At 63.4% G+C, this 12,280-nt stretch carries 13 protein-coding genes, 1 tRNA gene and 1 pseudogene; 5 read left to right on the top strand and 10 right to left on the bottom strand.

Annotated features, from left to right (window positions below; genetic code table 11):
* Positions 1–10: 10 nt before the first annotated feature.
* The gene (locus tag OEG82_RS20740; protein ID WP_267614245.1) at positions 11–469 is read left to right on the top strand and encodes a paraquat-inducible protein A; all 459 of its coding nucleotides are present in this window, start codon (positions 11–13) and stop codon (positions 467–469) included.
* 217 nt (positions 470–686) lie between these two features.
* Here the strand turns inward: OEG82_RS20740 and sciP are convergent, their stop codons facing one another.
* The gene (gene sciP, locus OEG82_RS20735; RefSeq protein WP_047028868.1) at positions 687–962 is read right to left on the bottom strand and encodes a CtrA inhibitor SciP; all 276 of its coding nucleotides are present in this window, start codon (positions 960–962) and stop codon (positions 687–689) included.
* A 226-nt stretch (positions 963–1,188) separates the two neighbouring features.
* On the opposite strand from sciP, the gene mnmA reads away from it, so the two are divergent.
* A complete protein-coding gene (mnmA, locus tag OEG82_RS20730) occupies positions 1,189–2,379 on the top strand; it encodes a tRNA 2-thiouridine(34) synthase MnmA (RefSeq protein ID WP_267614244.1) in 1,191 nt (396 codons plus the stop codon).
* Positions 2,380–2,436: 57 nt separating this feature from the next.
* Here mnmA and OEG82_RS20725 read toward each other — a convergent pair whose 3' ends face one another.
* Positions 2,437–3,390, bottom strand: a complete 954-nt coding sequence (locus OEG82_RS20725; protein ID WP_267615027.1) for a Gfo/Idh/MocA family protein — start codon at positions 3,388–3,390, stop codon at positions 2,437–2,439.
* 547 nt (positions 3,391–3,937) lie between these two features.
* Here OEG82_RS20725 and OEG82_RS20720 point away from each other — a divergent pair.
* Both OEG82_RS20720 and OEG82_RS20715 read left to right on the top strand, forming a co-directional pair.
* Positions 3,938–4,014, top strand: a tRNA-Met gene (locus OEG82_RS20720).
* Between the two features lie 35 nt (positions 4,015–4,049).
* Positions 4,050–4,496 (top strand): DUF1499 domain-containing protein, encoded by a 447-nt coding sequence (locus OEG82_RS20715; protein WP_267614243.1) that lies wholly within the window; start codon positions 4,050–4,052, stop codon positions 4,494–4,496.
* Here the strand turns inward: OEG82_RS20715 and OEG82_RS20710 are convergent.
* The 3 genes and pseudogenes from OEG82_RS20710 to OEG82_RS24335 form a co-directional block, all read right to left on the bottom strand.
* Positions 4,439–5,260, bottom strand: a complete 822-nt coding sequence (locus OEG82_RS20710; protein WP_267614242.1) for a hypothetical protein — start codon at positions 5,258–5,260, stop codon at positions 4,439–4,441. The two genes, OEG82_RS20715 and OEG82_RS20710, sit on opposite strands and share 58 nt — an antisense overlap.
* On the bottom strand, positions 5,242–5,436 hold the full coding sequence (locus tag OEG82_RS24250) for a hypothetical protein (RefSeq protein WP_324288972.1): 195 nt from the start codon (positions 5,434–5,436) through the stop codon (positions 5,242–5,244). Before OEG82_RS24250 ends, OEG82_RS20710 begins: the two co-directional genes overlap by 19 nt.
* 3 nt (positions 5,437–5,439) lie before the next feature.
* Positions 5,440–5,652 (bottom strand): annotated as a pseudogene (locus OEG82_RS24335) (class I SAM-dependent methyltransferase); the annotation flags it as partial.
* Between OEG82_RS24335 and OEG82_RS24330 the strand changes: the two are divergent.
* Positions 5,651–6,460 (top strand): hypothetical protein, encoded by an 810-nt coding sequence (locus tag OEG82_RS24330; protein WP_267614240.1) that lies wholly within the window; start codon positions 5,651–5,653, stop codon positions 6,458–6,460. The pseudogene OEG82_RS24335 and the gene OEG82_RS24330 sit on opposite strands and share 2 nt — an antisense overlap.
* Here the strand turns inward: OEG82_RS24330 and OEG82_RS20695 are convergent.
* The 5 genes from OEG82_RS20695 to OEG82_RS20675 form a co-directional block, all read right to left on the bottom strand.
* Positions 6,354–7,766 (bottom strand): arginase family protein, encoded by a 1,413-nt coding sequence (locus OEG82_RS20695; protein WP_267614239.1) that lies wholly within the window; start codon positions 7,764–7,766, stop codon positions 6,354–6,356. The two genes, OEG82_RS24330 and OEG82_RS20695, sit on opposite strands and share 107 nt — an antisense overlap.
* A gap of 193 nt (positions 7,767–7,959) precedes the next feature.
* Entirely contained in the window at positions 7,960–9,063 is a 1,104-nt protein-coding gene (locus OEG82_RS20690) for a JmjC domain-containing protein (protein ID WP_267614238.1), read from the bottom strand.
* A complete protein-coding gene (locus tag OEG82_RS20685) occupies positions 9,056–9,943 on the bottom strand; it encodes a cupin-like domain-containing protein (RefSeq protein ID WP_267614237.1) in 888 nt (295 codons plus the stop codon). Before OEG82_RS20685 ends, OEG82_RS20690 begins: the two co-directional genes overlap by 8 nt.
* A gap of 33 nt (positions 9,944–9,976) precedes the next feature.
* Positions 9,977–11,782 carry a RiPP maturation radical SAM C-methyltransferase gene (locus OEG82_RS20680; RefSeq protein ID WP_267614236.1) on the bottom strand — a complete coding sequence of 602 codons (1,806 nt, stop codon included), beginning with the start codon at positions 11,780–11,782 and terminating at the stop codon, positions 9,977–9,979.
* Positions 11,783–11,945: 163 nt separating this feature from the next.
* Entirely contained in the window at positions 11,946–12,266 is a 321-nt protein-coding gene (locus tag OEG82_RS20675; protein WP_267614235.1) for a hypothetical protein, read from the bottom strand.
* Between the last annotated feature and the right edge of the window lie 14 nt (positions 12,267–12,280).

Below are 12,280 nucleotides of genomic sequence, written 5' to 3'. Positions count from 1 at the left end.
AGTGTGTGGAATGCGTTTGGTGCTCGCGGCAGCCCTGGTGCTGGCGCCGTTGTTTTTCGGCCTGGGACTCATCTTGCCGCTGGTGCGGTTCGAAACATTGTATTTTTTCAACCAGTCGCCATCGCTGCTGGGCGTCGTGGCGGCCTTGTGGACAGGCGGAGATCCGGTGCTGGCCGTGGTGGTGGCGCTGGTTTCGGTCGTGTTTCCGGTGATCAAGCTGATGGCGATCATGGCCGAGGCGGTGGGCATTGAAAACCGGTCCGGCCTGGCAATGCGGCTGGTGCCGCATCTCAGCCGCTGGTCGCTGATGGATGTCGTGCTGGTGGCGCTGGTGATCGTCGCCGCCAAGACCGGCGGCATCGCCGAGGCCTTTTCACAGCCGGGACTGTGGTTTTACGCCGGATCGGCGCTGATGGCAGCGCTGGCGCACGGGCTTGCCAGCAGGCATGGCAAGGCTGCCGGGGCCTGATCGCACACCGCGACCAGAACCGGGACCCTGCCTATGGCGGGATCCCGGTCCGGACCGGGCGGCATCCATTGCCGAATGCCTGGATTTTCAGACAACAGTTAAGCCACTTGGGCAGATCATTGCCGATGCGGCCAGGCGAAAACCGGGTCACACAGGCTATGGGCTGAATTCAAGGAAAGGCGGCTTCCATTGCACGTCCGAGCGGACGCATGGCGGTCTAATGCCGGTATTGCTGGATGCGCGTCGTGCGCAGGCCAGCAAGGCCGTAGTCGCTGATGGACGACTGCCAGGAGAGGAATTCCTCAACTGTCAGCGTATAGCGCTCGCAGGCCTCTTCGAGGCTGAGAAGGCCGCCGCGAACAGCGGCAACCACTTCAGCTTTTCGCCTTATGACCCATCGACGGGTGTTGGCGGGTGGCAAATCAGCGATCGTCAACGGGCTCCCGTCGGGGCCGATCACATATTTGACGCGGGGTCGTACCATATCGGTCATTGGACTCTCTTACATACTCAAGACCTATGCACCGGACCCTACAGGTGGGGGTTTAAAATTTGCCTAAGGGTGCGGCAATGATTTGGTAAGATTTGGCACAGGTGCGGTGCGTCCATCCGGCATCTTGTTGCAGATCGCCGCAAACCCTATAAAGGGGGTGTCCTGAATGGATATCTTGCAACCGCTTGATCAGCGCCTTGAACGCTGTTGAATGCCGGGGATGACAGTGAACAGTCTAGATTTTGACAAAGAACCCCGCGACACGCGGGTGGTGGTTGCCATGTCGGGCGGCGTCGACAGCTCCGTTGTGGCGGGCATTCTCGCGCGGCAGGGCTATGATGTGCTCGGCGTGACGCTGCAGCTCTATGACCACGGTGCTGCGGTGCACCGGGCCGGATCCTGCTGCGCCGGCCAGGATATCGACGATGCGCGGCGGGTCTGCGAAACGCTCCGCATCCCGCATTATGTGCTTGATTATGAAAAGCGCTTCCGCGAGGCGGTGATCAACCCCTTCGCCGAGAGCTATGTCGCCGGCGAAACGCCGATCCCCTGTGTTGCCTGCAACCAGACGGTCAAGTTCGCCGATCTGCTGGCTACCGCGCGCGATCTCGGCGCCGATGCGCTGGCGACCGGGCATTACATCCGCTCACGCGCCAATCCCTCGCCGGACAATCCGGGCCGGCGGGCGCTGTTCCGCCCGGTCGATGCGGAGCGCGACCAGAGCTATTTCCTGTTTGCCACCACCCAGGACCAGCTGGATTATCTGCGCTTTCCGCTGGGGGAGCTGTCCAAGGCCCGCACCCGCGAGCTGGCGGAAGAAATGGGCCTGGGCGTGGCCAAGAAGGCCGACAGCCAGGACATCTGCTTCGTGCCGCTGGGCAAATATGCCAATGTCATCGAGAAGCTGCGGCCCAATTCTGCGCTGGCCGGCGAGATTGTCCATATGGACGGCCGGGTGCTGGGCGAGCATCCCGGTATCGTGCACTACACCATCGGCCAGCGCCGCGGCATCGGCGTGGCCATTGGCGATCCGCTTTATGTGGTCCATCTCGACGCCCGCTCGCGGCGGGTGATCGTCGGTCCGCGCGAGGCGCTGGAGACGCGCCGTGTGGTGCTGCGCGATGTCAACTGGCTCGGCGATGCGCCGCTTGAAGCCAGCGGCGCCGACGGATTTGAATGTTTTGCCAAGGTGCGTTCGACCCGGCCGCCGAAGCCGGCAATCCTGCGCGCAATCGACGGCGAGATCTCGGTGGAACTGGTCGATGGCGAGGCCGGCGTGGCGCCGGGCCAGGCCTGCGTGCTCTATTCGGCGCCGGGCGACGAGGCCCGGGTGCTCGGCGGCGGCTTCATAGACCGCTCGGAGCGCTCGCCTGAAGCCCAGGCGCTGTTGTCGAGCCTGCTGCAGCCGGCCGCCTGAGGCGGGGCTGCTGCAGGCCCTGACGCGGCTGCAGAGGCGGCGCGACGCGGCGCCGGATCAATCGTGGCGCACGGTGCCTTCCGACAGGATCTCGATGACGGCAAGGCCGTCCGATACCGGCGTGCGCGGGGCGGCGCCGGTGCGGATGCAATCGAGAAAATGCTCGCATTCGCGTGTCAGCGGCATGCCGTCAGGGATGTCGACATAGTCGGGATCCACCATTTCCGACTGCCAGCCATTGTCGTCTTCCCAGACCTTGTGGTGGAAAATCGCCAGCTTCTGGTTCCAGGGCGCGACATCGTCAAACACCGCCATGGCCTTTGAGCCGATCACCGTGAGCTTGCGTTCGCGGTAGGGATTGAGCCGCGAGGCGAAGACATGGCTGCGCACGCCGCTGGGGAACTGCAGGTGCAGATGGGCAAAATCCGACAGCCGGTTGAGCATGGCCGAGCCGACGCCGCGGACATTGACCGGCTTTTCGCCGGTCAGCGCCAGGATCAGCGACAGGTCATGCGGGGCGATGTCCCACAGCGCGTCGTTTTCGGCGTGGAACTTGCCAAGTCCGACCCGATGGGAATGGATGTAGCGGATGGCGCCGAGCTCGCCTGCGGCAATCATCGCCTCGAGCGCCTCGAAGGCCGGATGGAAGCGCAGCACATGGCCGGTCATAGCCACCCTGCCGGCCTTTTTGGCCGCGTCCACCACCCGGCGGGCGTCGGCCACCGACAGGGCAATGGGCTTTTCCACCAGCAGATGCTTGCCGGCTTCCAGCACCGCGATCGCCTGGTCGGCATGGTAATGCGGCGGCAGGGCCAGAACCACGCCGTCGATCTCCGGATCGGCGAGCACCGCGTCGAACGCCATGGCCTTGACGCCATGGGTGGCCGCCAGTGTGTCGGCCCGGTCCCGATGGCGGTCGGACACAGCGTGGAGCGCGCCGAGTTCGGCGAATGTGCGGGCATGGTTGGATCCCCAATAACCGCAGCCGACGACGGCAATCCTGGGGGGCAGAGCGCTTTGCATGGCTGGTCCTGTGCTTTCTCGTGATCTTTGCGCCATGGATTAGACCCGATGCCGCGCCGAGGCAAGGCAAGGCGCTGGTGCACGCCGGGCGAAGGCAGGGAACTGGCGCGCGACAGGACAGGGCCACGGCTTAGGTCCGGGCGCGGGCAGACCACGCGTTGCTCCACGCGGCGGCAGGGCAGGGCCGCGGCTTAGGTCCGGGCGCGGGCAGACCACGCAGCGTGCATATCTGCTGGCAGGGCAGGACCGGAGCTATGTCCGTCCGCGGGCAAGCACCGCAGCGCGCATATCTGCCTGCAGGCCCGACGAGGCCATGCCGCTGTCAGCCAGCAGCCCTTGGGGCTTGCTAACGGCGCGCCGGTACCGGCAAAATGCAGATGGTGCGGACGGCAAAACCCGGGCCGGGGCAGGCCTGCCGCCGGCGCCGGCAAACTATGTCGACAAACAGGCGAGAAAAGCCCGATGCCTGCTTGACAGTGATGCAAGCCGCACCTTATATGCCGCCCGTCCGGCCCGATCAATTTCGGCGGCTGGCGGCGGGGTAGCTCAGCTGGTTAGAGCAGCGGAATCATAATCCGCGTGTCGGGGGTTCAAGTCCCTCTCCCGCTACCAAAAATCCCCCCAACTTCGGGGCGTGCGAAGTCCGATTGGCGACTTCAGCCAGCAAATCAATCAATCCTTTGATTTCCATAGCGCAGAAAGCCACCTATCCCGACATCGCGCCGCTGGAGACGGAACTGCCCGCGGATGCAGCGTGTCAACGCGCACTGGCGGTCGCACAGGACATGGGCTGGGAAATCGTCGCCGCGGATGCGGAGCGTCACCGGCTTGAGGCAACCGTGCGCACCTTGGTCTTCTATCTTGCCGATGATGTTGTGCTGGTGGTGACGCCGCAAGGTGACGGAAGCCGCGTGGACATGCGCAGCGTCTCGCGGATCGGGGAAGCGATCAGGGCGTCAACGCCAACAGCGGTTCGGCGCATGAATTCTGGATCTCGCACACCGCGCAAGAACGGCGGTGTTGATGGTAGATGGGGTCACGGGGCGCCAGTGACAGCAGAGCTTGCATTGCGGGTGATGAGGTCGGCGCCGTAGGTCCGGCAGATTTCCGGGTAGAGCCAGCCGGTGCCGAAATCGGCGAGGGCGGCAAAGACGGGTTGCTCTGAAATCCGGCCGAGTGCCAGGTCGAAGGCGGCGTTCAGCATGGGCGCCTGGTCCGGGTGGACGCGCAGGAAACAGGCGCGGCAGGCGGAAAGGTCGCGTGTGTAGCAACCCGCCTCGCACATCACCAGTTCGAAGCTGCTGCGCAGGATTTTCCTGGCCATCCAGGACCTGGCCTTGCCCGCCTTCGGCGTCGTCTGCAGCTTGCGGGCCAGCGCTATGTCGTTGGGCAGGCTCCAGCCTTCGAACACCAGGTCAAGGCCGAGTCGCCGCGGCTGCAAGTGCGCCGTCACATCCGCCCCCGCATAACAGACCGACTGGGTCTTCAACAGCGCGCACAGCTTGTCCGACTGGCGCAGGCTTGAAACCGACGCCGGCAGCAATTCGACCTCCTGCACAAAGGGCCATGATCTAGAGATCCGATCGCCGAGGCGGTCACGCCAGGGCTTGTCGAGGGTGTCCATGTTTCCTTCCGACAGCAGGATGGCATCAATGTCCGACAGCCGGTCTCGGGCCTGTCCCAGGGCAACGCTTCCCCGGATATAGAGGCTGTGAAAGCTGTTTCCGCAGGCGCTTCGGCAGGTTGCCGCAATCTCGTCGAGCGGTGCGCGCCAGGCAGGCTGAATGGCTGCCAGACTGGCCATGGGCTGGACAAAGCCGTCGGCGTCGGGCCACAGGATCACGGGCGGATACGGCATTTGTAGACCTGTCTCGACCGGGTCTTGCGCACGATATTGTCGAAGCTCAGGCCCAGGGGCGTGACCGTTTCAAACAAAGCAAGGTTCAGGAACGCCTCTGTCTGCCCCTGGTCCTGGCGGTCGCAATGGGTCTCGACATAGACGGATCCTGCACGGCTTCGCCTGATGGTCGACACGATCCCGTCCAGGGTCTGCAGATGGCCCAGGACCGCAAAAAGGAAAATGGTGTCAAAGGGCTCGACGGATGCCGGGGCAAGGTTGAGATCCTGCGCCTCGAAGCGGCAGGGCGCATCGAAAAACAGATTGAGCCGCCGTCCCGCCGCCGCAAAGGCGGCGAGGTCCAGCCCCAGGACGGCGCGGGCACCAAGATGCGCCGCCTGGAAACTGTTCATGCCGATGTTGCATCCGAGATCGAGGATCTCGTTTGCCCACCAGATCGGCAGGGTCGATCTTGGCAAAGCGCTCGTGCAGATCCGGCCTGCGCCCGCGCACGATCTCCACATCTTCGTGAAAGATGCTCTGATAGGGGATCCCGCCGCGCGCCGTGCCGAAGAATTCGTCCGGCAGGCTGGCAAGCCGGGCCAGCGCCGCTGGATGGCTCAGAATGCTGGCGCGCAGCGGGACCTGCCTGCGCAAGGCGGCGCGAACGGCGCTGTCGCCCTGCACCAGGATCCAGCGCCCGTCCATGCGCCTTGTGATGGCCACCGGGTCTTCGGGCGTGCCGTATGCCGGCTGCATGCCGGGATCAGGACGCAGGAGCGTGGCAAGTTCCGCCACCGGCATCAACCGGGTTTCAACCAGCAGCCCCATCGCGCGAAACCGCTCCACGCCGAGATAGATCTCCATCTGGCTTTGGTACTTTCCGGCGCTTTGAGCCTCCGACAGCAGCAGAGCGGCAACGTCGCCGGCCGTCTCAAGACCGCGAAAGTGATCGAGAAAGGCCCAGTCCTCCGCATCCAGTGCGACCGTCTCCTGCAGGATCGGCGCCTGCACCAGATATCCCTGCGGCGTCTTCTCGCGTCTGAGGAAAGGTGCGCAGGCGAGATGCAGTTCTCCGGTTTCGCCGAGGAATCCGCCCCGGGCCGCAGCGGGATCAAGGCCGGTCTGATGGGGCATCGTCTTGCTCGTCCCGTGCCGGCGCAGGTGGCTTGCCGTCCGATCTGGCGAGCCCGTCGATCAGGTGCACCAGCATGGCGTTGACCGCACGCGCCGCGCCTCCGGCTTTTCCGTTGCCGGGATTGAATTCGACCACATCCGCGCCGCAAATATCCAGATGCGCAAACATCGCCTGGAGCAGCGTGTGAAGTTCGTGCCATTCAAGTCCGGCCCCGCAGGGCGTTGACACCTGGCCTGCAATTGCGGTTTCGGACATGACGTCGAGATCAAGCGTGATGTAGTAGGGACGGCCCGCAAGTGCGGCGATCGCCTCGGACAGCGCGGCCGGGGAGGCCAGCAATTGCTTGAGCCGCATCAGCGGAAGCAATGTGACGCGAGCGCCAACACCATGGCTTGCATAGGCCCGGTCCATCACCTGCGTGCGCTGGTCGAGCGCTGTGCGCAGGCCAAGCGAGACCACGGTTTCGATGTCGGTGTCGCGGATCAGGTTGGACAGGAAGGCCGCGTGGTTGTAGCTGATCGCATCCTGATAAAACAGGTCATTATGCGCATCGAAATGCAGCAGGCCAAGGCGCGGCTCGCGTGCGAGCATGGCCTTGATGACCGGATAGGTCACGGCGTGGTCACCGCCGACAAAAAGCGGGCGAATGGTGTCGTCAGCCAGGCGGTCCAGAAGCATTTCAAGGGCGCCCAGCATCCCGCAAGGGGTGCCGTCCGGGCTTTGCAGATCCCCGCAGTCCTGCACGACAATGCCCCGGCCGATCACGCCGGGCCGGCCGCCGGACAGGACGATGTCCGAATAGGCGCCGTTTTTGTGCAGATCGAGCCAGGAGACGGCACGCGATTGCAGCCGCAAGGCTTCGGGCGCGGTCTGGGTGCCCGCGCTGACCGGCAGGGAGGCGAAGGGCAGCCCGATCATGCCGACATGGGCCCGCGACGGATCGACATCGCGCGGCAGGTTGAAGAATGTATTCGGCGCGAAAAATCTCTGATTGGTTTCAAGGTCGGAAAATTCCCTGCGCTGCGGCATGGCCGCAAAGTCATCCGACAGTCTTTGCAGCAGGCGCGCCTCGACCTGTTGCGCCGGGGAGGTGTGGCTGAGGAGAAACCGCGCCTTGATCCAGCGGTCAAGCGCTGCCGCATCGGCGTCGAGTGCCAAAACCGCGGCCTTGAGGGACGACATTGTCTCGGGCTCGATGAACAGGCCTTGCCCCTTGAGCGCGCGAAGCGTGGCGAAGTCTGCTTCCGCTATCCTCTGGGTCGCGATATGCACCATCGGTTCCTGGGCAAGGGCTGCATCATGGGCATAGAACGCGCCCCCATATTGCGTCAGCCTGAGGCGCGGGTTGAGCCGGTAGCGCTGGTCGTCGAGTGCGTGGGTGTCATCCATCGGCCTGCTCCCGAGGCGTCGCATGGCGCGGGGCACTCATCCTGTGCCGGCCACGGGCTGCGCCGGCGCGTCGGTTGAGGTGGCAGGCTCGGGCAGGTGCGAAATGGCATACATGCCGGCCCGTATCAGCTGTTTCGCCAGTGTCAGGCGTTCGTCGTCGCTGTACCATCCGGGAATGTCGCGGACACGGAACTCAGGCGTTTCGGCACAGAAACCGAACGCCCACAGGGCCTTGTCCGAACTGGTGATCTGTCCGCCCGGAAAATGCAGGGTGACGCCCTCGTCGCCGGTCACGCAGCGGGCCAGATTTGCCGATGGCCGCGTCACCCGGGTGTCGAGGGTGATCGCATCCGCAAGATCGAGCGACAGAAACTGACTGCTGGACCGGACGGGCGCACTGGGAAATGACCTTTGCCGCCACCAGGTCCAGGGCGCGGCGCAGCACATCCTCATCCGCCAGCACCGCGATGGCTTGCCTGTAGGCCATTGGCAGGGACGGCCCGGCAATGCCCTTTGACAGCCAGTCCGGGGGCAATACCCGGCGCATGTCCTGTCGGGTCTCGGCTGCGACATGCACGGCGGCCTGCATCAGGTCGCGCCATGTCACCCCGATCAGGCCGATCGTCAGATGCGCGGATGTTTCGTCCGTCGCCCGGGCGACATGGGGCATTCCGCGCGGCATGTAGAGCACATCTCCGGCGCGCAGCGTCAGCTGCATGAGCGGCGCTGCGGTGGGGCTGACACTCTTTCCCTCATCATCGGGCGCCGACAGGGTGTCGATCATCGGGTAGAGTGTCCAGTCCTTGGACCCGTCCACCTGCAGGATCAGCACGTCATGCCCGTCCCAATGGCAATCAAGACCCTGTGCATGGGCAGGCGTGACATAGAGATTGCATTGAAGCGCCATCGCCAGATCGGAGGTCAGTGCGGCGCACAGGTCGCGGACCGGTTCCCAGCTCTGGTGGATGCCGTTGACGACAATGGTCTTTCCACGCGAATAGTCGGCATAGAGACTGCCCATCCGCGTACCTCCGCGTGCCGAGGGATTTGGGCCGTCCTTGTTCCCGCCGCGCCCTCCCGTCGTCCTGACGGCGTCCGGATCCTGCATCTGGCTAATGAGTTTCTCGAGATCGCCGAGCTGGAACAGTGTTGCGAGCGAGCGGCCGGTTCGCGGCGTGGCATGCAGAAAATCGCGCTCCAGATAGGTCGAGAAAAAGTCCTCGGCCGACACGGGGGCAATCAGCTTTTCCAGCGACCATTGCGCCGCAACTGCAGGGTCTGTCGGGCGGCTAGACATCGCTCATTTCCTCCCGCAACACCTCTTCTGCTCCGGACCGCATTGCCCCGTCGGGCGGCAGGCTGGCAAGGAATGCGGGCAATTGCGCGCCATAGGCGCGGCGGATATAGAGCCCGAAATTGGTGTGGTTGACGAGGTTCTGGCTGACCGTGATCGAGTTTTCCTCGGTGACGACATGGTGCCACCAATCCGGCGGCAGAAAGAGCATGTCGCCCGGGTCCAATGTGCATTTGTGGCAGGTCGCGTCCCGAAATTTCGGAAAACGCGCATAGTCCGGCGCGGCCGGGTCGACTGCCCCCTTGTAGACTGCCTCGGAATCTTGCGGCGAAAACAGATAGGCGGTCTTGCGCCCGCGCACCTGCGCGAGCCAGGTGATAGTGTGGTGGGAATCGATATGCATCCGCGATGCGGCCCCCTTTGGGCTGATCAGCAACCATCCCTGGGTGTTGGGGAAATGCGCGTCCTGGAACGCCGGGTTGATCCATGGCCACCAGTCGAGCGCAAAGGGCGGGAGCGCGAAATCATCTCCGAGCTCGGGATGGTGGGCGAAGGGCTTGTAGGAGGTGCAGTAAAACGGCCGTATTGCACCGATCTCCGCGTGTTTTGCGGATAGTTCCGATCCGGTGGCATCCGACAGGATGTAGCCGATATAGGCCGCCATGGTGGTCACGAAGGCTGCCTCGTTGCTCATTGAATCCGCGGCAAGCTTGACGGGATCGTCGCCATAGACATCGCGAAAGAACGAGAAGTCCCATTTGTCCATCGCGGGCCAGCCATGCATCCAGCCGCGCGCAATCACCGGCTGCCCGCCGGGGCGGACATAGGCGTCGAATTCACCGGGCAACAACAGTGTCTCTATGGGAACTGTCTGAATCTGCATGGCGCGCATTCTCCTTTCCGGTCCATGGCGGGATCATTCCGCGGGAAGCTGTGCATCAAGATCGGCATGTGTCTGGTTTTCCGCCGGTCGTGAGAACCGCTGCAACAGTGCAACAGGAGCGGTGGCCAGGGGCACCAGAGCGCCATCCAGCTCGGCCACGATGTCGCGTTGCAACAGCCAATCGCGCGTAGACGCGCTCATCCTGTCCGCCGGGTTCATCACGGCCTGCGCCGTCTGCGTCGAAATGATCTCCAGAGGGGTGCCGCGGCCCTCGAACCGGGTGTCGACCAGGGCGTAGAGATCATCGGCAAGATGGGCCAGGGACAAGGCCGGCTTCCCCCGTTTCTGCCACCGGTCGTGCCAGGTCTTCGCCTCCGCCTTGATCTGTTCGATTGTGTCGGGACACTCGAAAGCGCCGGACTGGTAATCGCCGGAAAAATAATATGCGAGTTTGTCGATATCGGTCTGCGGCGGGAAAAGCTGCCGGTAGATCTCCTGCGGGCGCAGGTTCTCGATCCCGAAATGCGCCGGGTTTTCGTGATACGGGCTGAAGCGGTCGAGACGGAGAAAGGCAAAGTCACTGGGCGGCTGTAGGTGCGGAATCTTGCGCATGAGCTGCAACATCTCGGTGTAGCTTTCCGCCCTGTCACCGGGAAAGCCGACCAGAAGATTCCACGACACGTCGATCTTGAGGATCCGCGCCAGCCGCAGCAGCCGCAGGTTCAACGCGGCAGTGGTGCCCTTGTTCATGCGGGTCAACAGGTCGGTGTTCAGGGATTCGATGCCGGGTTGGATTTCGGTAATATGCGCGTCGCGCAGCAGCAGGGCCTTGTCCAGGCTGATATTGGCCTTCTGCTCATAAAAGATCGTCACGTCAGGCGGCAGGCTTGAGGCCAGCCGCGGCAGCACCGTCTGGAAATACCGGTGCGGCATGATGTTGTCGGTCATGTTGAGCTGTTTGATCGGATAACACTCGAACAATGTCTCGATCTCGCTAACGATCCTGTCGGCGGATTTCTCCCGGAATGCCATGCCTCCGCCGTTCAGCCCGCAGAATGTGCAATGGTGCTTTTCGCCCCACCAGCAGCCGCGGCTGCTTTCGTGGGGCAGGGCAGGCTCCTGGATGGCGCCGTCCTTGCCCGCGAGGAACAGCGCGTGTTGATCAAAGAAGGCATGATAGTCAGGCAGCGGCAGCGCGTTCATCTTCATGCAGGGCTTGCCGTAGATGATGCGGTCAGGGACAGTGCCCTCGCGCAGGATCTGCCGCAGCAGGGTGATGAAGGTGTCCTCGCTCTCCCCCGAGGCGACGTGATCGATGCGGGCGCCGGTTGAAAGCAGGCCTTCGGCCATGTCCGCCTCGCAATTTGCACCGCCGATGAGCGTGACGATATCGGGAAAGTCATGCTTGCACCGCTTAAGCAGGGCAATGCTCGAGGTGATCTGCTCGAAGGAGCAGCTTGCCCCGACAATCCGGGGCGCCATTTGCCCGACGATCGCCGAGATCGCATCGAGCCAGGGGGACACACATGCATCTGCCTTTTGAAAGGCCTCGGACTTTGCAAGGCGTCTGTCGAGATCTGTGTCGAAAGCCCCGAAGGCGGCGCGCCGGAAAACGGCCTCAAGCGCCAGGCGTTCGGTGATGAGCTCGCGATAGACCCTTGGCCCGACCATCGAGGCGAACAGCATGTTGCCATAGATGATCTTCACATCGAAACCGGCGTCCTTGGCGCAGGCCTGGAGGAGATGGCAAGCCAGATTGGCCTGGAACACATCTGCGAATGGCGGCACGACCAGCGCCACTTCACAGGACGAAAAGCGTGCTGCATCTGCAAAATCCATGGACGCCCCTTTTCACGCCACGCCCACTACCCGGGCATGGTCCGCCTTGCGGGAGATCGGCGCGCGGGCTGAATGCCGCGGTGAACCGGAAGGAACTGATCGGTCAGTCCCGGTTCCGGCACAGGGCCACGGTCATCCAAATTGCGGTTGCGAAGAAAGGCAGTCAGAAGCGGCCACCAATGCCGCCGCCCACACGCACATCGCCGCGTCTCGGGTTGCTGTCGGCGCGGATATCCCAATCAATCGCGGTCATCAGGAACAGGTCCTGGTCGACAAGCTGTGCCGTCAGCTGTTCCTGGACGAATTGCTCGATTTCCATGCCGCGCTTTTCAGCGGCCACCTGAACCTGCTTGCGCACCTCCGGCGACATTTTCCGCACGACATCCTTTACCGGCAACCGCATTTCGATTTTTTTGCCTTCCATGACCCTGATGTCCGGTTTCTTCATTTTCCCAACTCCTTCTGATTGTACGGTGTCAAACATTGTCTTTGACGCAA

The sequence above is a fragment of the Hoeflea ulvae genome (assembly GCF_026619435.1).
GTDB lineage: Bacteria > Pseudomonadota > Alphaproteobacteria > Rhizobiales > Rhizobiaceae > Hoeflea > Hoeflea ulvae.
The sequence above is the reverse complement of the archived record's forward strand: the minus strand, read 5'-3'. Positions and strand labels throughout refer to the sequence as shown.

Coding starts and splice junctions, on each gene's coding strand:
- OEG82_RS20740 (WP_267614245.1), top strand. CDS start 11: ATGCGTTTGGTGCTCGCGGCAGCCCTGGTGCTGGCGCCGTTGTTTTTC.
- sciP (WP_047028868.1), bottom strand. CDS start 962: ATGACCGATATGGTACGACCCCGCGTCAAATATGTGATCGGCCCCGAC.
- OEG82_RS20710 (WP_267614242.1), bottom strand. CDS start 5,260: ATGCCGTATCCGCCCGTGATCCTGTGGCCCGACGCCGACGGCTTTGTC.
- OEG82_RS24330 (WP_267614240.1), top strand. CDS start 5,651: ATGCCGATGTTGCATCCGAGATCGAGGATCTCGTTTGCCCACCAGATC.
- OEG82_RS20695 (WP_267614239.1), bottom strand. CDS start 7,766: ATGGATGACACCCACGCACTCGACGACCAGCGCTACCGGCTCAACCCG.
- OEG82_RS20690 (WP_267614238.1), bottom strand. CDS start 9,063: ATGTCTAGCCGCCCGACAGACCCTGCAGTTGCGGCGCAATGGTCGCTG.
- OEG82_RS20685 (WP_267614237.1), bottom strand. CDS start 9,943: ATGCAGATTCAGACAGTTCCCATAGAGACACTGTTGTTGCCCGGTGAA.
- OEG82_RS20680 (WP_267614236.1), bottom strand. CDS start 11,782: ATGGATTTTGCAGATGCAGCACGCTTTTCGTCCTGTGAAGTGGCGCTG.
- OEG82_RS20675 (WP_267614235.1), bottom strand. CDS start 12,266: ATGTTTGACACCGTACAATCAGAAGGAGTTGGGAAAATGAAGAAACCG.